This is a genomic window from Bradyrhizobium sp. CIAT3101, assembly GCF_029714945.1.
Taxonomy (GTDB): Bacteria; Pseudomonadota; Alphaproteobacteria; order Rhizobiales; family Xanthobacteraceae; genus Bradyrhizobium.
The window spans coordinates 6,239,740-6,262,033 of the sequence record NZ_CP121634.1 but is presented as its reverse complement, the minus strand read 5'-3'; the positions used below and the strand labels follow the sequence as shown (position 1 = coordinate 6,262,033).

Here is a 22,294-nt window from a genome sequence, read left to right as displayed (position 1 = left end):
AATCTATTGCAAGACCGGCTGCCAACAGTGTCAAACTCCGCCGCGATGACCTACGCCCTTCCGCCACTCAATGCGCTCCGCGCCTTCGAAGCCGCCGCGCGCCATCTCAGCTTCAAGCTGGCCGCGCACGAGCTGCACGTCACGCCCGCAGCCGTTGGGCAGCAGGTGAAAGCGTTGGAGGCGCGCCTCGGCGTGCAGCTGTTCGAACGGCTGCACAAGCAGCTCATCCTGACTGCGGCAGGCCAGGCCTATCTGCCCGGGGTGTCCGAGGGGTTTCGCCACATTGCGGAGGCGACCTCGCAATTGAAACCGTCAGGTGCGGTGCTGCTGCAATTGGGCGTGCATGCCAGCTTCGATTTGCGCCGCCTCGATCTGGCGGCGTTTCGCGAGACACATGCCGAGATCGGCTTGCGCGTGCTGCAGCCCGCCGGCCTGCACGAGCTGATCGAAGGCAAGGTCGACCTCTTGATCACACGTAGCCTCGGCCATCATCCCGGCTATCGCTGCGACCGCATCAATGAGGGATCAGGTCTCGGCGATTGGCTGATCGCGCCCGAGGGCACGGCGGATTGCCCCGAGATCGTCAGCTTTCGCGCATGGCTGCGCGCTGTGGCGGATGAGAAGGCGGGCGCAAACCGCCGTCCGCGGCTGGTCGGCGGCATCGGAGGTTGAGCGGCCGCCCACGGCGCACCCCTTCAGCAACTCAGACCGATTTCACTTCGCCGCCGTCCATGCGCAGCGTCGAGCCGGTCATCCAGCGGGCGCCGGGCGACACAAGGAACGCCATCAACTCGGCGATTTCCTCGGGCTCGCCATAGCGTGCGATGCCGGCTTCCTTTGGAAAGTTTGTCGTCGCCTGCTCGACCGTCATGTTGTGTAGCGGGGCCCAATGCTCGAGATAGGAGCGGCGGCGTCCCGTCATCACCGGTCCCGGCAGTACGCTGTTGACCTGCACGCCATCTGCGATGCCGCGGTCCGAGAATGCCTTTGCCAGCGCGACAACGGCGGCGTTGATCGTGCCAACTGCCGCATAGGGTGCCTTCGGAAACAGCGCGGAGTTGCCGGACATCAGCACGACCGAGCCCTGCGTCGCCTTCAATGCCGACCAGGCGGCGATCGTGAGGCGGCGTGCTCCGTGCAGCTTCAGCGCAAGGCCGCCCTCCCATTGCGCGTCGGTCATCTCGAACAGGTCGATCTGCGGGACTGCGCCTGCGATGTTGAGCAGAGCATCGATCCGACCGAAAGCCGCGAGCGCCTGATCGACCACCGCCCGCGCTACGGCGGGATCTGCGAGGTCCGCATCGATAACCAGCGGCTTTGCGCCGGCTTCCTTCACGGCCTCCGCCGTCTCGTCCAGATTGGCGCGATTGCGCGCGACCAGCACGAGCTCCGAGAAATCGCGGGCAAGGCGTATTGCGGTCGCGCGGCCGATGCCTTGGCTCGCGCCGGTGATAATGGCCACAGATTTCGTCATGTGAGCTATCCCCAACTGTTGTTAATTGCGCGCCTGCTTGTCGATGAAATCGCTGATGACCTCCGCAATCTAGGCGCAGTGCGTCTCCAGCGCGAAATGACCGGTATCGAAGAAGTGGATGTTTGCCTCCGGAATGTCGCGCTTGAACGCTTCGGCGCCCGGCGGAAGGAAGAACGGATCGTTCTTGCCCCAGACTGCCAGGAACGGCGGCTTGTGCGTGCGGAAGTAGCCCTGGAAGGTGGGGTAGAGCGCGACGTTGCTCTTGTAGTCGCCGAAGAGGTCGAGCTGAATCTCATCGGCACCGGGCCGGGCCAGATAGTAATTGTCGAGGTTCTGACCGTCCGGTGACACGCTCGTCGGATCGGGTGCGCCGTGCGTGTATTGCCAGCCTGTCGTTTCGGGCGTGAGGAAAGCGCGAAGCGTTTTCCGGTTGGCCTCGGACGCGTCTTCCCAATAGGCCCGGATCGGGGTCCAGCCCTCGCTGAGGCCCTCTTCGTAGGCGTTCCCGTTCTGCGATATGATCGCAGTGATGCGCTCGGGATGGCGTACGGCCATTCGAAAGCCCGTCGGCGCGCCGTAGTCGAAAACGTAGAGCGCGAAGCGATCGAATCCGATGACCTCGGTGAAGCGATCGATCACGCGCGCGATGTTGTCGAACGTATAGGCGAAATTGTCCCGCGGCGGCATCTCGGTGAGGCCGAAGCCGGGAAGGTCCGGCGCGACGAGATGGAATTTGTCGGAGAGCCGCGGCATCAGGTCACGGAACATGTGGCCTGACGTGGGAAAGCCGTGCAGGAGAAGCAGTTTCGGCGCACCGGCGTTCGGCGCCTCACGATAAAAAACCTTGAGGCCGTCGACCTCGACTGTGCGGTACTTGATTGGACTCATCGGATTGCTCCTTACGTTCGCGTGCGATCGATCAAATCAGGCCGAGACGGCTTTGCCGGCTTCGAGCAGCAATTCGACCACATGCGCGTGTGCGGTCGCGATCGGCGTATGATCGACATCCAGCCGCCGGATCGTGGCCTTCATCCGCTGCGCCATGAAGGCCTGCGTCTCCGGGTTGATCATGCGATCCTGCTCCGCCAGCAGGTACCAGGACGGCAAGGTCTTCCAGAGCGGCTTTGCGGCCTTCTCCTGCAGACAGGCGCCATGGATCGGTCGCTGCACGGCGGCGAACAGGGCGTTCTCCGTCGCGCTGGCGTTCTGTGCGAAGGCACTCGCAAACGCGCTGTCCGGCAACCAGATGAAGCCGTCACCGTCCAGTGCCAATTGCGGCGCGTTCGGATGCGGCTTGCCTCGGCCGAACACGTCGCCGACGGTCTCACCCTCGTCGGGCGCCAGTGCGGCGACGAAGACCAGGCCCTTGATGCGCGCGTTCTTCGAACCCGAGATCACGGCGCCGGCATAGGCGTGCGCGACCAGCACGACCGGCCCCTCGATCTTTGCGAGGCGGCGATCCAGGGCGCGAATGTCGTCGGACACGCTCGTGAGCGGAAGAGGGGCGGCCGCCGCCTTCGCGCCGCGGGCCTCGAGTGCTTCGATCACCTTGCGCCAGCTCGAGCCGTCCGCCCAGGCTCCGTGAACGAGTACGAACGTCGGCGCAGTTTTCGATTCCACCATGGAAACATTCCTCTTCAGAAGACGCAGGGTTACGTGAGTTGACGCGCGGTGCCCGGCGCCCCCGGGCTCAGGTAAACGGCAAGGCAAAGGCAGATCATCGCCATGCCGCCGATCGGGTAACGAAGTGCGACGACGCCCGCGGCGGCAAAGACCGCCAGTGTTGCCAGCGAGCGCATGCGCATCATCGCGCGCGCTCGCGGATCGACCTTATGTGGCGCGGACCTGTCCACGGCCTCGATGCACAGCAGCAGATAGGTCGCATTGACCAGAAAGAAGTCGCCTGCATAGAAGGCGACCGGAACGGCGCCCAACTCCGTGCTGGCGATCCATGCCGTTGCGAACGGCATCAGCGACACCGCGAACAGATGCGCAAAGTTTCCCCAGATCAGGCGGTGCGTCGCCACGTCCGGAAACCGCAGGAGGTGATGATGGTTCACCCAGACGATCGCGATGAAGAGGTAGCTGATGGCGTAGCTGATCGCAGTCGGCCACAGCGCCAGCAGCGCTGAGAAGCTCGCCTCCTTGGGAGGGCGCAGCTCCAGCACGAGGATCGTGATGATCACCGCGAACACGCCGTCGGAGAAGGCGTTCATCCTGTCGGGCGTCACTGTTTCTTCGCTCGTCATCACCGCGCGCCGTCGGCTCTGTCATCGATAAGGGCGGCCGCCGGTCAGCGCAGCGTTTTCATCCAGGCCGCGATGGCGCTGCCGATCTCGTCCGGCGAATCCTCCTGGACGAAATGGACGCCTTTGACCGTGACTTCGGTCTGCGCCGGAAAGCTTCGGGCCTGTTCGAGAACCTTGCCTTCCGCGAGGATGCCGCCGGGCTCCGCCTTCAGGAACAGTTTTGGCACATGGCTGCTCTTGAGCCAGTCCGCATAGGCATCCACGGCCGCCGTGACGTCGGCGGGATCGCCTTCGATCGGGATTTCCCGAGGGAACGTCAGCGTCGGCCGCCGGCCTTCGCCGGGTTCGGTGAAGGGCCGGCGATACTCCGCCATCTCGGCGTCCGTGAGCTTGCGCAGGATCGCACCCGGCAACACCTTCTCGACGAAGAAATTGTCTTGCAGCACCATCTGCTCGCCGGCCTCGGAGCGAAGCGCCTCCAGGACGGGCCGCATTCCGAACTTGTCCCAATGGTCCCAATATTGCCGGCCCACCATCGCTTCCATATAGGCGATGCCCTTCACGGCTTCGCGATGATGGTTGGCCCAGTCGAAGCCGAGGGTGGAACCCCAGTCGTGGATCACCAAGGTCACGCGTTCGTGCACGTTCAGCGCCGCGAGCAGGGCGCCGAGGTAACGGCGGTGCTCCACGAAGCGGTAGGAGCCGGGCCCGCTGTCGGGCAGCTTGTCGGAGTCGCCCATGCCGATCAGGTCGGGCGCAATGCAGCGGCCGAGCGGTTCCAGATGCGGCAACACGTTGCGCCACAGATAGGACGAGGTTGGATTGCCGTGCAGCAGGACGATGGGGTCGCCTTGGCCCACCTCCACATACGCCATCTCACGACCAAGAACCTTGCACCGCTGTTTTTTGTAAGGGAATGCCGCGGATGTCATGATTGCTTCTCCCGAGATCGCACGACTGTTATCAAAATCGCCGCTAAATGGCTGATGAGGCTGGGGGTTTCTCTTTCGCGTGAAACGCGGGCCATGCTAACTTCGCTGATGTCACACGATGTCCAAGACCTCCTGCTGTAGGCCGCCATCGTTGGAGCGAGCGTTGGAGCGATCATGGAAATGGCGAGCCCGTCGGCGGACCGCGTGCTTTTGCTGGGCCCGTTGCAAGTCATCCGGAATGGAAGCCCGCTGCCCCAGCCGCCTTCGCGCAAGGTCCGCGCGCTCCTGGCCTACCTTGCGGTAACGGGGCGACCTGTCTCCCGCGAAAAGCTGTGCGAGCTGCTTTGGGATGTCGCCGATGACCCGCGCGGCGAGTTGCGATGGTGCCTGACCAAGCTGCGGTCCTTGGTCGACTGCCCGGTGACGACACGACTGATCGCTGATCGCAAGCAGGTTCAGATCGAAGCCGATGCGCTCGACGTCGATGCTCTCAGGGTTGTGCGAGAGACCCAGGCGACGCTGAGCAGTGGGTCGACAAGCGATCTTCGGTCGCTGCTCGCTCTGTTTCGCGGCGACTTTCTCGAAGGTCTCTCGGTCGAAAGGGCTCCATCGTTCGAAAACTGGCTCGCGGGCCAGCGCCACCGCTTTGGTCAATTGCGCCAGCAACTGCTGGAACGCCTTGGCGCGCTATTGCCGCCTGAGGATCGCATTGACGTGTTGCGGGAGCTCATCGAGGTCGCGCCGTTCGATGAATCGGCACATGTCGCGCTTGTTCGCGCCTTGACGACCAGTGCGCTCCATGCCGAGGCCAGGCAACAGATCGACGCGTCCGTCAAACGCTTTCAGAGCGAGGGCATCGACTCCGCATCGCTCAGGTCGGCCTTTGCGACGGCGCAACAGCAGCGTGCCAAGCCCGTCCAGGCGATCCGTCAGGGCGCCCCCATCGATGCGGCGAGCCACCAGCAGCCGGCGCGTACGCGCAGGCCGACCCTCCTCGTGATGCCGTTCGCGGGCGCGACGCCCGAGGAGGCCGCCGACGCCCGCCGCGTGACCAGCGACGTCATTTTCGGCATCGCCAAGCTGCGCAGTGTCAGCACGATTGCCTGGAGCACGGCCTCCGCATTGAGCGATCAATCGCCGGCCGTGGCCGCCACCCGCGTCAACGCGCAATACGTTGCGAGCGGCCGCCTGCAGCGCCACGGAACGGAGTATCTCGCATCAATCGAGCTGATTGAGCCTGCGAGCGGCCGGATCTTCTGGGCCAATGAATTTTCCTGCAATATCGGCGACGCCTTCTCCGCGGCAAACCCATTGGCCTCGCAGATCGTGGCAGGTCTCGATGCGGAGATTCACATCATTGAACGCAACCGCGCGCTCCTGATGCCTCCGACCTCGCTCGATGCATGGCAGGCGTATCATCGCGGCCTCGCCAACATGTACCGGTTCACGAGCGAGAGTAATCGCGAGGCGCAAACGTTCTTCCATCAGGCCATCACGCTCGACCCGACTTTTTCGCGAAGCTATGCCGGCTTGTCCTTCACGCACTTCCAGAATGCCTTCGTGCTGAAAACGCGCGAACGCGAGCAGGAGATCGCGTTGGCTCTGAGCACGGCTGGACGGGGACTGGAGGTGGACCCTGGCGACCCGGCGGCGCACTGGGCGATGGGGCGGGCGCTGTGGCTTCGACGAGACCACGAGAGTGCAATTACCGCGCTTGAGCAGGCCACGCGTCTCAGCCCGAGCTACGCTTCGGCTCATTATTCCTTGGCCATGGTGCATTGTCAGACCGGCGATCCCGAGCGCGCCGTGGAGGCGGCGGACACTGCGGCCCTTCTCAGCCCGCTGGATCCGATGCTGTTTGCGATCTTCGGTGCACGGACCTTCGGCTTGCTGCGGCTGGGAAAAACCGAGGAAGCGGCCGTCTTTGCCCTTCGTGGCGCCGAGCAACCCAACGCGCACATCCACGCGCGCGCGATCGCCGTCCTGACGCTTGCGACGGTCGGACGAATGGACGAAGCCGACGCCGAATGGACGCGTCTCAGACATCTGCAGCCCGCCTACAATTTCAGGCAGTTCGAAGATGCATTCCACCTGGTGGATGACCTCAGGCGCATCTATCAAAAGGCGGCGAAGGTGATGCATATCCCTCAGTAGCTCGCTCGCGAGGTGCGTGCGGGATGGGCGAGGGGGCGGTCACGAACCCTTGACCATAATCAATGACTGTTTTCCGTGCCCGAATATGCTACTGAGGCCGTGTTCCGGCCCGAGAGGTAAGTCGTTTTCGATGCGGTTCGTCCGTACCATGCTGGCATTCGCCATCGCCATATCCCTGGCGATGCTGCCGGTTGGCGCGTCCGTGGCGAGCCCCGCGATGTCCTCGCATGACATGCAGATGTCGATGCACATGGATGGCGACGCCGACATGTCGATGGACGATTGCTGTCCCGACATGAAGGGGACGGGCTCCCACTCCGTTGGCTACAAATGCGGGATGGGTTTCTGCTGCGTCGGCGGGATCATCGCGCTTGCTGACATCTGTCCGGTCGCTTTCGAATTTCTCGCCGTTGCCGCCGGCAAGATGACCCTCCCCGAGGATCAGGTCGTCTCTCATCGCGGCGGTAGTCCTCCCTTCCGGCCTCCTCGAGTCTGATCTCCCGAAGCCAAAAGACGCGCGCGGCACGGCTGCGCGCGACGATGACTGACGTGCGCGCACCATGCGCCACGGCGGAAGATCAATTCATGAGGACTGGACAATGCCTTCCAAATTCAAGACCGCGGCTCTTGCCGCCACCCTTTCGCTTGCCACGTCGGCTGCCATCGCGGGTGCCGGCGACTACGCTTTCGAGCCGGTCAAGCCAGAGATGAAGAAGGGCGAGAACGTCATGCTCGCCGTTCGCCTGACCAACAAGCAGACCGGCAAGCCGGTGTCGGACGCGGTGATCTTCAAGACCCGCGTCGACATGGCGCCGGACGGCATGGCCGAGATGGAGTCGGCCGTTGCGCCGCTGCCATCCAGGGAGCCTGGCGTGTACGCCTTCAAGACCGACCTGCCGATGGCAGGCCGCTACCAGATGACGCTGTCGGTGAAGGTCCAGGGCGAACCGGAGACGGTCACCGGCAAGGTGATCGTGACGGCGACCAAGTGAGCGTTCGGGCGCCGCGAAGGCGGCGCCCGAAGTCCCTTTTCCCTTCATCTGGACGCGCGCCTCGGGTGCGCGGGTAAACGACATGAAAACGCTGCGTCTTCTGACGATGCTTGTGCTTGGCGGCACGCTGTCTCTCGACGCCGGGATCGCACCCGCCTGGGCCGCCGACCCAACGCCGCTCTACTATCGTGATCCCGGTGGCGCACCGCTGTGGTCCGCAGGGCCCAGGAAGGACGATCGCGGGCGGGACTATGTGGCCGTCTATGATGATGCGGCAGTACCGGCCGGACCGAAGCCTCAGCAGCCGGCGGCCTCACGAAAAATCCTCTACTACCGCAATCCCATGGGCCTGCCCGACACGTCGCCTATGCCGAAGAAGGATTCGATGGGGATGGACTACATCCCCGTCTACGAAGGCGAGGATACCGACGACGGCACGGTCAGGCTTTCGCCGGGCAAGATCCAGCGCACGGGCGTGAAGTCCGAGGCTGTCGAGCGACGTGCAATCCGCGTCGCGGTGAAGGCGCCCGGTACGATCCAGCTGGATGAGCGCCGCGTCTCGGTCATCGCGATGCGCGCCGAAAGCTTTGTGCAGAAGGTCGCCGATGTGACCACCGGCACCCGCGTGAAAGCCGGCCAGCCGCTGATGGACATCTACAGCTCGGCAGTCGCGTCCGCTGCGGCGGAATATCTGGCGACGATCACCTCCAAAGTGGTTGGCGGCGTCGAGATGTACGGCCGCGGTTCGCGCCAGCGCCTGGTCAATCTCGATGTGCCGGACCCCGTCATCGCGGAGATGGAGAAGACGCGCGTCGCGCCCGTGACCATAAACTGGTCGGCGCCACGCGACGGGATCGTCCTGGAGCGCAACGCGATCGAAGGCATGCGAGCCAATCCCGGCGATGTGCTGTTCCGGATTGCGGACACTTCGGTCGTTTGGGCGCTGGTCGACGTCGCCGAACGCGATCTCGGCAATATCGCGGTTGGGCAGTTCGTGGTCGTTCGTGCGCGCAGCTTCCCCGGCCGAAGCTTCACCGGGAAGATCGCCGTGATCTATCCGCAGGTGAATCGCGACACCCGCACCGTCCGTGTCCGGATCGAGCTCGCCAATCCCGATGCGATGCTGCTGCCGGACATGTATGTCGATGCCGACATCGACACGGCCGATGCCACGCCCGTCCTGGCGGTGCCCGACAGTTCAGTGCTCGACACCGGCAGCCGGCAGGCCGTTCTCGTCGACAGAGGGGAAGGGCGCTTCGAACCGCGGGAGGTCAAGCTTGGCCGTCGCGGCGGCGGCTACATCGAGGTGCGGGAAGGACTTGGCGCCGGCGAGGCGGTGGTCATTTCCGCCAACTTCCTGATCGACGCGGAAAGCAATTTGAAGGCGGCGCTGAAGGGCTTTGCCGAAGCGGCGCCGAGGGCCACCGAGGCCGGCGCGATGGGAGATCGCAAATGATCGCCCGGATCATCGCCTGGTCGGCGCGCAATCTGCTGCTGGTCCTGTTCGGCACCGGCTTTGCCGCCGCCGCCGGCCTCTATGCGCTGGTTCACCTTCCGCTGGATGCGATCCCTGATCTCTCGGACACGCAGGTCATCGTCTACACCGAGTATCCCGGCCAGGCGCCGCAGGTGATCGAGGATCAGGTCACCTACCCGCTGACGACGGCGATGCTGACGGTGCCGAAATCGAAGGTGGTGCGCGGCTTCTCGTTCTTCGGCGTGTCGTTCGTCTACGTGATCTTCGAGGACGGCACCGACATCTATTGGGCGCGCTCGCGCGTCCTCGAATTCCTGAACGGCGCGTCGTCCAGGCTTCCGGCCGGTGTCACCCCGACCATAGGGCCCGACGCGACCGGCGTCGGCTGGGTCTACCAATACGCGGTGATGTCCAGGGAATTGAACCTCGCCGACACCCGGACTATTCAGGACTGGAATCTGAAATTCGCGTTGGCCAAGGCCGAAGGCGTCGCCGAGGTCGCCAGCATCGGCGGCTTCGTCAAGCAGTACAACGTGATCCTCGACCCGCAGCGGATGCGGGACCGCGGCATCAGCATGCAGAAGATCCGGGATGCGATCCGTGCCAGCAATGCCGATGTCGGCGGCCGCACCGTCGAGCTCTCCGAATTCGAATACGTCATCCGGGGCAGGGGCTACATCAAGAGCATCAACGATCTCGGCAACATCGTGCTGAAGACGAGCAACGGCACACCCGTGCTGTTGCGGGATGTCGCGAACGTCGAACTCGGTCCCGACGAGCGGCGGGGCATCGCCGAACTGAACGGCGAGGGCGAGGTCGCCAGCGGCATCGTGCTCCAGCGGTTCGGCGTCAACGCCCTCGACGTGATCGAGAACGTCAAGAAGCGCTTCAGGGAGATCGCGACCAGCCTGCCGAAATCGGTCGAGATCGTCCCGGTCTACGACCGGTCCAATCTGATCTACGCGGCCATCGATACGCTCAAGCATACCTTGCTCGAGGAAAGCATCGTCGTCGCATTCGTGTGCATCGTGTTCCTGCTGCATGTCCGCAGCGCGCTCGTTGCGATCCTGATGTTGCCGGTGGGCGTGCTGATGGCATTCGGCGCCATGAAGCTGCTGGGGTTGGGATCGAACATCATGAGCCTCGGTGGCATCGCGATTGCGATCGGCGCCATGGTGGACGCCGCCATCGTCATGATCGAGAACGCGCACAAGCACCTGGAGCGTGCCAGGCCGGATCAATCGCGCGTCCAGATCCTGATCGATGCCGCATCCGAGGTCGGGCCTGCGCTGTTCTTCAGCCTGCTGATCATCACGGTGTCGTTCATGCCGATCTTCACGCTGGAATCGCAGGAAGGGAGGCTCTTCAGCCCGCTGGCGTTCACCAAAACCTTCTCGATGGCTGCGGCGGCCCTCCTGTCGGTGACGCTCGTACCGGCGTTGATGGTGATCTTCGTCCGCGGACGGATTGTTCCGGAGAGCAAGAACGTCATCAACCGTTTCCTGATCTGGATCTACCGTCCCGTGATCAGGGGCGTGCTGGGCGCCAAGACGCTGGTGATCTTGGCGTCTGTCGCCGTTCTTGCCGTCACGATATGGCCCGCGCGCCAGCTCGGCACCGAATTCATGCCGAGCCTGAACGAGGGAACACTGCTCTACATGCCGACAACACTGCCCGGCATTTCGGTCACCAAGGCGACCGAACTGATGCAGACGCAGGACCGCATCATCAAGTCGTTCCCGGAGGTCGCCTCGGTCTATGGCAAGGCGGGACGAGCCGCCACCGCGACGGACCCGGCGCCGACCGAGATGTTCGAAACTATTGTCAATCTGAAGCCGAAGGAGCAGTGGCGCGCCGGCGTCACCGTCGACAGCCTCATCGCCGAGATGGACAAGGCGCTGCAGTTTCCAGGCGTCTCGAACGCCTGGACCATGCCGATCAAGGCGCGCATCGACATGCTCTCCACCGGTATCCGCACCCCGGTCGGGGTCAAGGTCATCGGCACGGACCTCGTCGAGATCGACCGGCTCGCAAAGCAGGTGGAGCGGGTCATCAAGGCGGTCCCCGGCACGTCGTCGGCCTACGCCGAGCGCGGCATCGGCGGCTATTATCTCGAGATCGTGCCGGATCGTGAGGCGCTTGCCCGCTACGGCATCCTGATCCAGGACGTTCAGGACACCATCGCGGCCGCGCTCGGCGGCCAGACCGTCACGACGACCGTGGAGGGGCGGCAGCGCTTTACGGTGAACATGCGCTACCCGCGCGACCTCAGGGACAATCCCAAGGCGATCGCCAGCGACATCCTGGTGCCGATGCCGTCGGGGGGCGCCGTGCCGCTCGGCGAAGTCGCGAAGGTCGAGCCTGCGCGCGGGCCGACGTCGATCCGAACCGAGAATGGCCAGCTTGCAACCTATGTCTACGTCGACATCAGGGATCGCGACATCGGAAGTTATGTTGCCGACGCGCAACGCGCCGTGACGGAAAGCATCCAGTTTCCGCCCGGCACCTACGTGGTCTGGAGCGGCCAGTACGAATATCTCCAGCGCGCCGCCGCCCGGCTGAAGATCGTGGTGCCGGTGACGCTGACGATCATCTTCCTGCTGCTGTATCTGAACTTCCGTGCCTTGACCGAGACCCTGATCGTGATGCTGTCGCTGCCGTTCGCTCTGGTCGGCGGCATCTGGATGATGTGGTGGCTCGGCTTCAATCTATCTGTCGCCGTGGCCGTCGGCTTCATCGCACTCGCCGGCGTTGCCGCCGAGACCGGTGTGGTGATGCTGATCTACCTCGATCATGCACTGGACGAGATGAGAGCAAGACGCCTCGCCGAAGGGAAACGCCTCACGCGCCACGATCTCCACGAGGCCATCATGGTGGGCGCGGTCGAGCGCGTGCGTCCCAAGATGATGACCGTGGTCGCCATCATGGCCGGACTGCTGCCGATCATGTGGAGTACCGGAACGGGATCGGAGATCATGCAGCGCATTGCGGTGCCGATGATCGGCGGCATGATGTCATCGACGTTGCTGACGCTCGTCGTGATCCCCGCGATTTTCGGCTTGGTGAAGGGGCGGGGACTTCCGCCCGTTGAACGACATGCTCTTGACGATGAATCTCTCCTGCGGACCCCGCAAGCCGCTGAATAAGGATCCTCTCATCATGGCAAGCTCCGTACGGGCATGAAAAGAAACGCGACGGGTGGCGAGTATCGAATGTGGAGTGGCTTGATAGTCACTCAGGGAGGGGCTTGCCCGACAGGTTCTGATTTCACATTGACCGTGACTTCCATCCCGGCTTCGTCATCGGGATCGCCCCAAAAACTGCCCGAGAGCGGGATGGCTTGCGCCGGGTTTCGGGCGACACCAACCCTGATCAGCTCTCTGTTTCCCACGATGCCGTTGGTTGGATCGAATTCGACCCAGCCAGAACCCGGGACGTAGATCGAACACCAGGCATGGGTCGAGCCACCACCAAGCCTGACCGGTCCGTCGCGATCAGGGACGTAGATATACCCGGTCATGAAGCGCGCAGCGAAGCCAAGCGAGCGTGCCGCTTCCATCATCAGCAGTGCGAAGTCGCGGCACGTCCCCTGTTGAAGACCCAGAGTTTCGGCGGGCGTCTGCGTCCCCCGCGCTGTTCGACGACGATATGAGAAGCCCTCGGAAATGGCTTCGTTCAGTGTCATCAGCAGTCGGCCGGTGGGCTGGCTTTGGCCGGGCACGATGAACTTTGACAGCCAATTGTCGACCGTTCGGTCGTCTTGAAAATGGCGACGGATGTACGGCTCCAGATCCGGCAGTTCGCTGCGGTCGTAGGTGAAGGGATGCTCCCTGGCATACTCTTCGATCCGGAAGTCGGGCGTGTTCTCCGGCGTATGGTCGAGATGAATTGTCGTTTCGAACTCCAGCGCCTCAGCCGAGATGTCGAAGTCGACCAGGGTGAGGCAGTTGCCGAACACGTCGTGGATCCAGCGAACTTCGGCGGGCTCAGGGGTCACTTCGAGGTGACAGGCGAGCAAGCGCTGATCAAAGCTGTCGCGCGGCCGGAACAGCATCTGGTGCTGACCGAGCCTCACGGGCCGGCGGTAGCGATATGCCGTGGTATGATGGACGGTATAGAGGGGCATGACTTTGCGCTCTGGGCCATGGATATTGCCACGACTGGCTGGCGCTTCCAGACCTAAGTCGATTGTGCATGCCGCACAACTGCCTCTCATTTCAGCAGTTTTGCTTGCGCCTTGTTGGAACAAGTGGAAGGTGAGCGCGCTTTCTGTCACGGTCAACGATGACACGGTGGAGACGGCTTTGAGAATCCGGGCAGGCTACGATATCGCGTTCAAGTGCCTTCAGGACGTTCCCATGGTGCTCATGCTGACCGTCCATCCGTCCCGGCACAAGGATCTCGTGGCGGGTCATGCCATCCGCGTATCACCGAATGTTCGGACCAGGGATTACACCGACGTTTTCGGCAATGTTTGCACGCGTCTGGTTGCACCCGCAGGTCTGATCGAGCTGCGCACCGAATTCGTGATCGAGGACAACGGTGTGCCGGATGCAGTCATGCCGCAAGCCGCCCGGGTGCCGTTGAACGAAGTTCCGGACGATGCCTTGATGTATGTGTTGGGCAGCCGCTATTGCGACACGCAAAAGCTGACAGAGCTGGCGTGGTCGAAGTTCGGCCAGATCGACGGCGGCTGGCAGCTTGTGCAGTCCATTTGCGATTACGTTCACGATCGCATTCAGTTCGGGTATCAATTTGCCAGGGGTGATCGCACTGCCTCGGAATGTCACCACGAGCGCGTCGGCGTCTGTCGGGATTTCGCGCATCTGGCGATTGCGCTGTGTCGATGCATGAACATTCCCGCGCGATATTGCACGGGCTATCTGGGTGATATCGGCGTTCCCATCGATCCGGCGCCTATGGATTTCAGCGCCTGGTTCGAGGCCTATGTCGGCGGGCAGTGGTACGCCTTCGACGCACGGCACAACCATCCCCGTATCGGCCGAATTGTCATCGCCCGCGGTCGCGACGCAGCCGACGTCGCGATCTCGACGACGTTCGGGCCGACGGAGCTCGCGCGTTTCAAGGTGCTGACGGAAGAAGTGCGTGCTGGTGAAGTCTTACCGCTCCAGCCGTATATCGATGCGAAACAGAACCGCACATCGCGTTCCGTACCGGCTGCGATTTAGGTCGCTGTCGCTTCCATCGGGGGCGCGGATGCGGCGCGAAGGAATTTAATTCGCGACGCCGGTTGTCCACACCCACGACCCGCAGTGTCGAATTGCGGATCCGACCCACTAGCCATCGATCATTTGCCAACGCGCTTCCGCTTCGCTTTGGTGGCGGCATGGGCACCAAATCACGCGAGGTCATCTGGAGCGGCCGCATCATGGGCGCGGAAATTTCCGCCAAGCATGCCCGCGAGGAAGCGCGCAAGGCGGTGCGCGAGGCCGATCGTGCCGAGGCCGAAGCCTGGTCGGTGCGCATGGAAGGTTACGGCGGTCCGGCGCAGCCGTCGCCAACCATCGCGCAGTGTCTCAACGGTGGCATGGGCTGGCTCGAGGTCGAGTGCGTCAGGTGCAAGACGCGCGCGAGCCTGCCGCTCGATGCGATCCGCCGTCCCCGCGATACGCCGATCTGGAAGCTTGAGGCGTCGCTGAAGTGCCGGTCCTGCCGCAAGGGACGCTCCGCGCCGCCGGTCCACATGATCAAGCTGACGGAAACGCGCAGCATCACGCCGTATAAATGGGTGCATCCGACGGAGGAGCGGTAGGGCGCGTCAAACCCAGCCAAGGCCTGCGTGGTCATTTCGACTTCTGACTGGCAAGAGCGACGGACGCGCTCGCGTCCACCGCGTTCATGGCTCGAGCGAGCTGACGTAAGCGGCGAGGGCGATCATGTCGTCCTGCGACAGCTTTTCGACAGTCTGCTTCATCGGGGCGCTTGCGGCTCCTGAGCGGCTGCCGTGCTGGAATTCGTAGAGCTGGCGTATGATGTACGTTGGCGATCTCCCTGCGATCGCTGGAACGTTGTCGACGCCCTTCAAGTCCGGTCCGTGACAGAGGCTACAGGCGGCAGTCAATCCCGATCCGCCAGTCTTCGCGAGTACTTCTCCCTTCGCCAGGCTCCCGACTGGGGCATAAGCCGTGAATGTTGCTCGAGAGTCGCGAAGCTCGAATTGATTGACATTGTCGGGCATCTCGACGATGCGCTGGCCGAGCGGCTCGGACCCTCCATCCGGGCTCCTGACGTAAAACATGCGCGACGGTCCCGTTTTCGGAATCGTGTCCGTCTCGACGACCTTGATGAGTGGCTTGCGCTTGAGCGCGGCGAAATATTCCGCAGCGGCACGAATGTCGGCGTCCGTCATGCTCTTGACCGATGCCAACATCACTTGTGTGCCCAGCCTCTGTGGGCCGGACATCATTCTCGCACCGCTTTTGAAGTCGGCAATCTGCTGAACGAAATAAGCAACAGGAAGACCGGCCAGGCTTGCATTCTCGGGGCCGCCGGTGCCCTCGACGCGGTGGCACGCTCCGCATGCGCGAACTTCGGGTTTGCGGCCGTTCGCGACAATGTCCGGCATTGCCGGATGGTCGTCCGGATGCCAGTCGAGCGCGGCGAAAAGATCGCGCGCCTGTTTCCAACTGAACGTGGCGTTACTGCCTGGAAGCGCATTGGGCGTGTCGGTAGGCGGGGGCACCTGGACGGTCGGGTCCCACAAGAAGGCCCACGCGGGAAGCCCATCAGACGCAGGAGCCGTGGATGAGCCGACGCCACCTTGTGCGAAACCGTGATCACCGGCGGCAATCGCGATGGCCAACAGGAGCAATGCGCACAACGAAATTCGTTTCGAGAAGATCAAAATCGCCTCCTAAAAAAACAACGTGGCCGGCTGATAGGTCGGAAAATTTGAGTAAGGCGCGACAGGCGGCATTTCGCGGCGCCGCCGCTAGGATGCCCGTTCCAGCCGCGCATCCGCGCGCCGTGATATGCACGATGGAGGTTCTCATCTGCCCGCGTTCTGATGCCGGTCGGGCGGTGCCTGCCGAAGCTTGCCGGGTCTTCCGCGGACGAGACGCAACAGCTTCTTCACGCCCTGGCCGACCATCGCGAAGAACATCATGAGCCACGTCGCGAGCGCAGCACACCACAGCAAGACGTCTATCGTCTCCGACATGCAATTCCTCCAAAATGACTACTTCAAATGCGCGTAGGGTTGCCGATCAAAATTCGGATCAGAATCATTCTCATGAAAACTGTCCAGGCACCGGCAACCTATCTGCCCCCGGCCCGATGTGTCCGGAAAACTTTGCGCCTATTCCGGGAAGCCGAAAAGAATAGCCACGACAGGCCGATCCGCAATCACAGGGCGGCAAGCTGCCGGGCTGCGTCCTCGCCTGGCCGCTTCGTCCACTCGTCCATCACGACGAGATTGACGATATCGTGCAGATACATTCCGACGGCGAGGCCCCGGTCGTAGCTTGCCCAATGGCGCGGAAGGATCTCGATGCTCCGGCCGCCACGTCCAACGATCCTGACGAGACCGGCCGCTTCCGCGGAGTCCATCAGATTGCGGACATGGGTTCGGGACACGCCGAACCGATCGGCGACGTCGATGTAAGGGACCGCAGCGGTCAGATCGCCCGCATCCATAGCGGCCTTCAGCAGCGCATTCTGGATCAGGGGTCCCGCCGCATGAGCAAAGAACAGCATCGTATCGGGGAGGGTCATCATCAGGCGCGCGCTGGGAGCGGTGAACGGCAGGCAGGCGCGGCAATGCAGCGTATGAAAGCTGCGGTTTCGCGACAGCACCGGGCCGTAATCATGATCGGGGTACGCCTCCGCGAGCGGCACGTAATGGGCGGCGAGCCACGCGGTGTGATGCGCGCGAAGCTTGTCCGTGGTCGCCAGCAGCCATACGCGCCGGTCATCCGGGGCCCGGCTTTGCTCGATAAAGCCGACCTCGCGGAGCCGCGCCAGGAGATGGTCCACTTGCCGCGGACTGGCAAAGCCGAACATGGCCAATTGCTGCTTCAGGGCGGCGACCGTGAACCAGGTCTCGCGCCGCGACAGATCCTGCGCGGCTTCGAGCACGGCGGCGCTGTGAAAGACGAGAAATCGACCAGCCTCAAGCAGCAGGCGAACCAGAAACGGATCGCCGCCGTAGACTTCAGTGAAGCTGTTGATATAGGCCCGCCTGGCTTCGGGCAGCCGAGGATGGCTCAGGATGTCCTCGAAGCCCAGCCGCAACGGGCGGCCCGCAAGGCGCTCAAGCTCGTCTCTTTCCAAGGCTGCCCCCAGTCTTGATGTCCGGGAACTTTATGAGGGCGCGGCGATCTGCGCAATGTTTTCCAAGGGGAGCCGAGGCGTCGCGCTCTACCGGCACTTTTGGCAATGACTGCACGGTCGGTTGGTGTAAGGCCAAGCATGAAAACACCCGCAGCGGATTCTTCCGCGCGGGTGCTTGCGAACTTTCGATGATGCCATTCTGCCAGTGTTTTGCCCGACGTGTCAAAGTCATCCGGAAGCGGCCGATAGGACCGCGGGAACGATGGTTGCTTGGTTGACTCGACGTCGGCGTTCTCGCCCAACGATTTCAACGACCCCGCTACTGTGCATGGGGTTGTTTTCAGCTCTTGGCTGGGAGGGCGCCTCAACGCCCGCGCGTCAGCGCCGGCCGCGTGGCGCCTCGGCCTTGGCGGGCGCATCGGTCTGCGGTCCGCAGGTTGCGGCCTGAAGCGTGGCCTGCGCCTGCGGCATCAGGCCGGGCTCGGCGGCCAGCGCCTTCATCACGATCAGGCCGGTGGTGCTCGGGGAATCGATGATCAGGCGGTCGGCCGCGGTGACCTCTTCGTCTTCGGGCAGGGCGTCGTGCTGTGCCTGCGTCATCAGGTCGAGCTCGATCACCTTCTTGCCGGCCGAGCGGTCGTTGATGGCGTAATAGGCGATTTCGTTGCGGGTGTAGAACGACACCGAGGTGTAGGCCTGGCTCACCGGCACGGTGAGCTTGATCGCGCCGCCCGAGAGGTCATAGCGGCAGATCGCCAGCGCAAAGGCCGGGTCCATGAACGGCATCGGCGAGGTGTTGGGATCGGCGAGCGGAAGCTGCGTGACGCTGTTGAGCTTGGTCATCGGCGTCAGCCGCGAATAGGCGTCTTGCGTTGCGATGCGCGGCAGGGCCAGCACGCTGACGAGATGGACCACGAGGCCCAGCACCACGCCTGCGAGAATCGTGAACGCGAGGCGGATCATGAGCAGCCCACCGTTGCGATCGTCGGCATCGGTGCGTCGCGCTGGGTGCGGGTCGCAACGCCGACCGGCGTATCGTAGAGGCGGAACATCAGCGCGTAGCGCTCGATGCCGCCGGTGGGCAGCCAGTTGCCGGCGCGCGAGCGCGCGGCGATGTGGATCTGGAACGAGCCGTCGGACTGGCGCACGATCTCCTGGCTGGTGAAGCCGTAGCGCTGCAGCGAGTTGGCGACGAGATGGCCCTTGCGGTCATACAGCGTCAGCGTCCAGAACCGCGCCGGCGGCGTCACGCCCGAGACGACGACGTCGCAGCGGCCGTCGAGCGCCTTCTTCTTGTCGTCTGCGGTCGCGGTGAAGGCGACGCCGTCGCCGGTGCCGATCGGCAGCTCGCCGTTGCGCACGATGGTGGCGCGCGAATAGGGATCGACGTCGGCGGTGCCGGTGCGGGGGCGGGCGGTCCAGGGGCCGATGGTCAGCGCGCCGATCTCGGTGCCGCGCGTCGTCGTCATCCAGGTCGCACCCAGGCCGACCACGGTCGCGAGCAGGAGGGCCGTCAATGTGATCAAAATCAGCCGCACGGGATCAGATCAGTTCTTGCGCGGGGTGGATGCGTTCGCGTTCTCCTCCGCCGCATAATTCTGCGGGAAGGCGAGCGCGCTCGTCGACGCAGCCGGCTTGGCCGGCTGGCTGTCGTTGGCCGTCGATTTGGTCGCGGTCTTGGCGGCGTCGTCGAGCATCTTCTCGACGCGCACCAGGATGTCGGCGCCGCGCTTGGTCAGCACCGGCGGCGGACCGGGCTTGGTCTCCAGCACTTTCGGCGCCGCATTGGCCTGCGCGTTCGCAACCGGCTGCGGCGGCAGCTTCTGGCCCATGCCGATGCCGGGAATTTCGCGGACCTCGACGCCCTGATGGGCTGCGACCATGATGTCGTGCCAGGTCTGCGCCGGCAGCGAGCCGCCGGTCATACGGTTGGTCGGCGAATAGTCGTCATTGCCGTACCAGACCGCGCAGGTGAAATTGCCGGTGTAGCCGACGAACCAGGCGTCGCGATACGCATTCGTCGTGCCGGTCTTGCCGGCGGTCGGAATGCCGTCGAGCGCTGCGCGGCGCGCGGTGCCTTCGCTGACGACGTGGCTCATCATGCCGGCCATGTCGGCGGCGATGTTCGGCGGAATCGCCTGCTTCGGCTTCGGGCCGTCGCGGTCCCAGCGCCAGACCAGATCGCCGGCGCCGGTGCGCACCTCGAGCACCGAATGCGGCGTCACCGATCTGCCCTTGTTGGGGAAGGTCGCGTAGGCGACCGCGTGCTCGAGCACGGTGACTTCGTCCGAGCCGATCGGCAGCGACGGCGTATCGGGCAGCGGCGCCTTGAGGCCGAAGCGACGCGCGACCTCGACGATCTTGGCGCGGCCGATCTTGGCCGGGTTCGGCGCCTTCGGCTGCTCCTTCTGGCCGATCGCGATCGACAGCTTGACCGGCACGACGTTGATCGAGCGCGTGATCGCCTGCGTCAGCGTCACCGCGCCGGAATAGGAATGGCCATAGTTCTGCGGACACCAATTGCCGATGCAGACCGGGCCGTCGACCACGATCGAGTTCGGCGTAAAGCCGTTCAGGAGCGCCGTGGTGTAGACGTAGGGCTTGAACGACGAGCCGGGCTGGCGATAGGCGTCGGTGGCGCGGTTGAACTGGCTCGCGCCGTAATCGCGGCCGCCGACCATGGCGCGGATGCCGCCATCGAGATCCGACACGACGGTCGCGGCCTGCGTCGCGTGATAGTCGCGGCCAAACTGGCGCAGCTGGTTCTCGATCGCGTCTTCCGCCGCCTTCTGCACGTTGGTGTCGATCGCGAGGCGTACCACGAAGACGCGCTCGGTGTAGGACTTCGGGAAGGTATCGACCAGCTTGCGCATCTCGTCGAAGGCGTAATCGAGATAGTAGTTGGGTGAGGCCTCGTCGCGGCGGTCGACCGCGAAGGCCGGGTTGCGGCGGGCACCGAACACCTGGCCCTCGGTCATGAAGCCGGCGTCGACGAGGTTGTCGAGCACGACGTTGGCGCGGGCACGCGCGGCGGGCAGGTTGATGTGCGGCGCGTATTTCGTCGGCGCCTTGAACAGGCCGGCGAGCATCGCGGCCTCCGCAAGCGTCACGTCACGCGCGGACTTGTTGAAGTAGAAATGCGCAGCACCATCGACGCCGAAGGTGCCGCCGCCCATATAGGCGCGATCGAGATAGAGCTTGAGGATCTCGTTCTTGGTCAGGCGCCATTCCAGCCAGACCGCGAGGAATGCCTCGTTGATCTTGCGCTCGATGGTGCGCTCGTTGCTCAGGAACAGGTTTTTCGCGAGCTGCTGCGTGATCGAGGAGCCGCCCTGGCGGACGCCGCCGGCTTGCGCGTTGGTGACGAGCGCACGTGCGGTGCCGGCGATGTCGATGCCGAAATGCTCGTAGAAGCGGCGGTCTTCGGTCGCGAGCGTCGCCTTGATCAGCACATCCGGAAAATCCTCAAGCGGGATCGAGTCGTTGTGCTTGATGCCGCGGCTGCCGATCGGGTTGCCGTAGCGGTCGAGGAACGTCACCGCGAGGTCGGACTTCTTCAGCCAGTCCTCATCCGCTGTCTCGCGGAAAGCGGGGATGGCGAGGATCAGCATCAGCACCATGCCGCCGAGGCCGAGCGTTGCGGCTTCCGAGAGCGGCTCGATGAACACCCAGCGCTTCCACCGCCCGACATAGAAGCGGTCCATGAAGGTCGAGTAGCGCTCGTAGAGCTCGCGGATGCCCTTGGCCGAGGAGAACAGCGAGGAGTCGATGCGCGCATCGAGGTCCAGGAAGAAGTTCCTGATACGACTCTTCCAGTTGGATGGTGTGTTCTGGACCACCTAGAACCCTTGAGGCTCGCTTCGAAAGCGTTCAAGCACCCGGCCGGGGCGGCATCGAGACGTCTTGCGGGATTGTTGCGGCAAACCCAAGGCGCCCGTTTCGCGTCCGTGGGGACTTGCTGTTCTTCTAGCCGAGCGGGGCCTATAAACCAATGGTCAGGCTCGCAATTTTGAACAACAGGCCTAATTGAACCCCGGTTCATTACGGGCCTTGCGGGGGCATTGCTTGCAGCTTTCCGGCCGGGCGCCCTAGATGGCGCTGGCCGCATCTCTTGGGACTCGTATCAGGCGCATGACCGCAGCTCGCAAACGACCTTCAGACCAGGATGGATTCTTCTGGAAAACCAAGAAGATGGAGGACATGTCGCCGGCCGAATGGGAGAGCCTGTGCGACGGCTGCGGCCGCTGCTGCCTGAGCAAGCTCGAAGATGAGGATACCGGCGAGATCTATTTCACCGATGTCAGCTGCAAGATGCTCGATTCCTGCACCAGCGGCTGCAAGGACTACGCGAATCGCTTCGACTTCGTCCCGGACTGCGTTGTCATGACCCCCGAGAAGGTCCGCACCCTGCCGTGGTTGCCGCCGAGCTGCGGCTACAGGCTGGTCGCGCAAGGGCGCGATCTCTTTTGGTGGCACCCGCTGATCTCGGGCGATCCCAATACGGTGCACGAGGCCGGCGTCTCCGTGCGCGGCCGGGTCGCGGGCACCGAGGAAGAGATCCCGGACGACCAACTCGAGAACTATCTCGTGCAGTGGCCGGGGCAGATCCCGAAACGGGCACGCCTGAGGCGACGCCCCAAGGACTGATCGACCCGCAGCTTCAGATCAATTGTTCGGGATGACCGCGGTGCGGGATGCACCCATGCGCCGCGGTGCCTGCCTGA

At 63.7% G+C, this 22,294-nt stretch carries 21 protein-coding genes; 9 read left to right on the top strand and 12 right to left on the bottom strand.

The window, feature by feature from the left end; genetic code table 11:
- Positions 1-45 precede the first annotated feature (45 nt).
- Positions 46-672: a LysR family transcriptional regulator gene (locus QA645_RS29565; protein ID WP_283053405.1), complete on the top strand. Its 627-nt coding sequence runs from the start codon at positions 46-48 to the stop codon at positions 670-672.
- Positions 673-703: 31 nt separating this feature from the next.
- Here QA645_RS29565 and QA645_RS29560 read toward each other — a convergent pair whose 3' ends face one another.
- The 5 genes from QA645_RS29560 to QA645_RS29540 all read right to left on the bottom strand — a co-directional run bounded on the left by QA645_RS29560 (position 704) and on the right by QA645_RS29540 (position 4,655).
- Positions 704-1,474: an SDR family oxidoreductase gene (locus QA645_RS29560; RefSeq protein WP_283044915.1), complete on the bottom strand. Its 771-nt coding sequence runs from the start codon at positions 1,472-1,474 to the stop codon at positions 704-706.
- Between the two features lie 69 nt (positions 1,475-1,543).
- Positions 1,544-2,362 carry an alpha/beta hydrolase gene (locus QA645_RS29555; RefSeq protein WP_283044914.1) on the bottom strand — a complete coding sequence of 273 codons (819 nt, stop codon included), beginning with the start codon at positions 2,360-2,362 and terminating at the stop codon, positions 1,544-1,546.
- A 36-nt stretch (positions 2,363-2,398) separates the two neighbouring features.
- Positions 2,399-3,097, bottom strand: a complete 699-nt coding sequence (locus QA645_RS29550) for an alpha/beta hydrolase (RefSeq protein ID WP_283044913.1) — start codon at positions 3,095-3,097, stop codon at positions 2,399-2,401.
- 29 nt (positions 3,098-3,126) lie between these two features.
- Positions 3,127-3,723, bottom strand: coding sequence for a TMEM175 family protein (locus tag QA645_RS29545; RefSeq protein ID WP_283044912.1), 597 nt, complete (start codon positions 3,721-3,723; stop codon positions 3,127-3,129).
- Between the two features lie 44 nt (positions 3,724-3,767).
- On the bottom strand, positions 3,768-4,655 hold the full coding sequence (locus QA645_RS29540) for a haloalkane dehalogenase (protein ID WP_283044911.1): 888 nt from the start codon (positions 4,653-4,655) through the stop codon (positions 3,768-3,770).
- 174 nt (positions 4,656-4,829) lie between these two features.
- On the opposite strand from QA645_RS29540, the gene QA645_RS29535 reads away from it, so the two are divergent.
- From QA645_RS29535 to QA645_RS29515, 5 genes are all read left to right on the top strand, one after another.
- Positions 4,830-6,809, top strand: coding sequence for a tetratricopeptide repeat protein (locus QA645_RS29535; RefSeq protein WP_283044910.1), 1,980 nt, complete (start codon positions 4,830-4,832; stop codon positions 6,807-6,809).
- A gap of 130 nt (positions 6,810-6,939) precedes the next feature.
- Positions 6,940-7,305, top strand: coding sequence for a hypothetical protein (locus QA645_RS29530; RefSeq protein WP_283044909.1), 366 nt, complete (start codon positions 6,940-6,942; stop codon positions 7,303-7,305).
- Positions 7,306-7,408: 103 nt separating this feature from the next.
- Positions 7,409-7,801 (top strand): FixH family protein, encoded by a 393-nt coding sequence (locus QA645_RS29525; protein ID WP_254192772.1) that lies wholly within the window; start codon positions 7,409-7,411, stop codon positions 7,799-7,801.
- Positions 7,802-7,883: 82 nt separating this feature from the next.
- Positions 7,884-9,257, top strand: a complete 1,374-nt coding sequence (locus QA645_RS29520; RefSeq protein ID WP_283044908.1) for an efflux RND transporter periplasmic adaptor subunit — start codon at positions 7,884-7,886, stop codon at positions 9,255-9,257.
- Positions 9,254-12,424, top strand: a complete 3,171-nt coding sequence (locus QA645_RS29515; RefSeq protein ID WP_283044907.1) for an efflux RND transporter permease subunit — start codon at positions 9,254-9,256, stop codon at positions 12,422-12,424. The genes QA645_RS29520 and QA645_RS29515 overlap by 4 nt, the downstream gene beginning before the upstream one ends.
- Before the next feature lie 89 nt (positions 12,425-12,513).
- Here QA645_RS29515 and QA645_RS29510 read toward each other — a convergent pair whose 3' ends face one another.
- Entirely contained in the window at positions 12,514-13,404 is an 891-nt protein-coding gene (locus QA645_RS29510; protein ID WP_283044906.1) for a transglutaminase family protein, read from the bottom strand.
- A gap of 178 nt (positions 13,405-13,582) precedes the next feature.
- Between QA645_RS29510 and QA645_RS29505 the strand changes: the two genes are divergently transcribed.
- Both QA645_RS29505 and QA645_RS29500 read left to right on the top strand, forming a co-directional pair.
- Complete coding sequence (locus QA645_RS29505; RefSeq protein WP_283053403.1) at positions 13,583-14,467, top strand: transglutaminase family protein; 885 nt, start codon at positions 13,583-13,585, stop codon at positions 14,465-14,467.
- Positions 14,468-14,625: 158 nt separating this feature from the next.
- Positions 14,626-15,051: a hypothetical protein gene (locus QA645_RS29500; RefSeq protein ID WP_283044905.1), complete on the top strand. Its 426-nt coding sequence runs from the start codon at positions 14,626-14,628 to the stop codon at positions 15,049-15,051.
- A gap of 84 nt (positions 15,052-15,135) precedes the next feature.
- Here QA645_RS29500 and QA645_RS29495 read toward each other — a convergent pair whose 3' ends face one another.
- From QA645_RS29495 to QA645_RS29470, 6 genes are all read right to left on the bottom strand, one after another.
- Positions 15,136-16,143 (bottom strand): c-type cytochrome, encoded by a 1,008-nt coding sequence (locus QA645_RS29495; protein WP_283044904.1) that lies wholly within the window; start codon positions 16,141-16,143, stop codon positions 15,136-15,138.
- A gap of 144 nt (positions 16,144-16,287) precedes the next feature.
- On the bottom strand, positions 16,288-16,458 hold the full coding sequence (locus QA645_RS29490; RefSeq protein WP_254192777.1) for a hypothetical protein: 171 nt from the start codon (positions 16,456-16,458) through the stop codon (positions 16,288-16,290).
- A 185-nt stretch (positions 16,459-16,643) separates the two neighbouring features.
- Positions 16,644-17,570: a hypothetical protein gene (locus QA645_RS29485; protein WP_254192778.1), complete on the bottom strand. Its 927-nt coding sequence runs from the start codon at positions 17,568-17,570 to the stop codon at positions 16,644-16,646.
- A gap of 378 nt (positions 17,571-17,948) precedes the next feature.
- Positions 17,949-18,533 carry a DUF1254 domain-containing protein gene (locus QA645_RS29480; RefSeq protein WP_283044903.1) on the bottom strand — a complete coding sequence of 195 codons (585 nt, stop codon included), beginning with the start codon at positions 18,531-18,533 and terminating at the stop codon, positions 17,949-17,951.
- The gene (locus tag QA645_RS29475) at positions 18,530-19,108 is read right to left on the bottom strand and encodes a DUF1214 domain-containing protein (RefSeq protein ID WP_254130199.1); all 579 of its coding nucleotides are present in this window, start codon (positions 19,106-19,108) and stop codon (positions 18,530-18,532) included. Before QA645_RS29475 ends, QA645_RS29480 begins: the two co-directional genes overlap by 4 nt.
- 9 nt (positions 19,109-19,117) lie before the next feature.
- A complete protein-coding gene (locus QA645_RS29470) occupies positions 19,118-21,409 on the bottom strand; it encodes a PBP1A family penicillin-binding protein (protein ID WP_283044902.1) in 2,292 nt (763 codons plus the stop codon).
- A 292-nt stretch (positions 21,410-21,701) separates the two neighbouring features.
- Here QA645_RS29470 and QA645_RS29465 point away from each other — a divergent pair, with 292 nt between their 5' ends.
- The gene (locus tag QA645_RS29465; RefSeq protein ID WP_283053401.1) at positions 21,702-22,217 is read left to right on the top strand and encodes a YcgN family cysteine cluster protein; all 516 of its coding nucleotides are present in this window, start codon (positions 21,702-21,704) and stop codon (positions 22,215-22,217) included.
- Positions 22,218-22,294 lie beyond the last annotated feature (77 nt).

What these genes read in the sequence shown, in the direction of transcription:
- QA645_RS29565 (WP_283053405.1), top strand. Translation starts at nt 46, where the DNA reads ATGACCTACGCCCTTCCGCCACTCAATGCGCTCCGCGCCTTCGAAGCC.
- QA645_RS29560 (WP_283044915.1), bottom strand. Translation starts at nt 1,474, where the DNA reads ATGACGAAATCTGTGGCCATTATCACCGGCGCGAGCCAAGGCATCGGC.
- QA645_RS29555 (WP_283044914.1), bottom strand. Translation starts at nt 2,362, where the DNA reads ATGAGTCCAATCAAGTACCGCACAGTCGAGGTCGACGGCCTCAAGGTT.
- QA645_RS29550 (WP_283044913.1), bottom strand. Translation starts at nt 3,097, where the DNA reads ATGGTGGAATCGAAAACTGCGCCGACGTTCGTACTCGTTCACGGAGCC.
- QA645_RS29545 (WP_283044912.1), bottom strand. Translation starts at nt 3,723, where the DNA reads ATGACGAGCGAAGAAACAGTGACGCCCGACAGGATGAACGCCTTCTCC.
- QA645_RS29540 (WP_283044911.1), bottom strand. Translation starts at nt 4,655, where the DNA reads ATGACATCCGCGGCATTCCCTTACAAAAAACAGCGGTGCAAGGTTCTT.
- QA645_RS29535 (WP_283044910.1), top strand. Translation starts at nt 4,830, where the DNA reads ATGGAAATGGCGAGCCCGTCGGCGGACCGCGTGCTTTTGCTGGGCCCG.
- QA645_RS29530 (WP_283044909.1), top strand. Translation starts at nt 6,940, where the DNA reads ATGCGGTTCGTCCGTACCATGCTGGCATTCGCCATCGCCATATCCCTG.
- QA645_RS29525 (WP_254192772.1), top strand. Translation starts at nt 7,409, where the DNA reads ATGCCTTCCAAATTCAAGACCGCGGCTCTTGCCGCCACCCTTTCGCTT.
- QA645_RS29520 (WP_283044908.1), top strand. Translation starts at nt 7,884, where the DNA reads ATGAAAACGCTGCGTCTTCTGACGATGCTTGTGCTTGGCGGCACGCTG.
- QA645_RS29515 (WP_283044907.1), top strand. Translation starts at nt 9,254, where the DNA reads ATGATCGCCCGGATCATCGCCTGGTCGGCGCGCAATCTGCTGCTGGTC.
- QA645_RS29510 (WP_283044906.1), bottom strand. Translation starts at nt 13,404, where the DNA reads ATGCCCCTCTATACCGTCCATCATACCACGGCATATCGCTACCGCCGG.
- QA645_RS29500 (WP_283044905.1), top strand. Translation starts at nt 14,626, where the DNA reads ATGGGCACCAAATCACGCGAGGTCATCTGGAGCGGCCGCATCATGGGC.
- QA645_RS29490 (WP_254192777.1), bottom strand. Translation starts at nt 16,458, where the DNA reads ATGTCGGAGACGATAGACGTCTTGCTGTGGTGTGCTGCGCTCGCGACG.
- QA645_RS29480 (WP_283044903.1), bottom strand. Translation starts at nt 18,533, where the DNA reads ATGATCCGCCTCGCGTTCACGATTCTCGCAGGCGTGGTGCTGGGCCTC.
- QA645_RS29465 (WP_283053401.1), top strand. Translation starts at nt 21,702, where the DNA reads ATGACCGCAGCTCGCAAACGACCTTCAGACCAGGATGGATTCTTCTGG.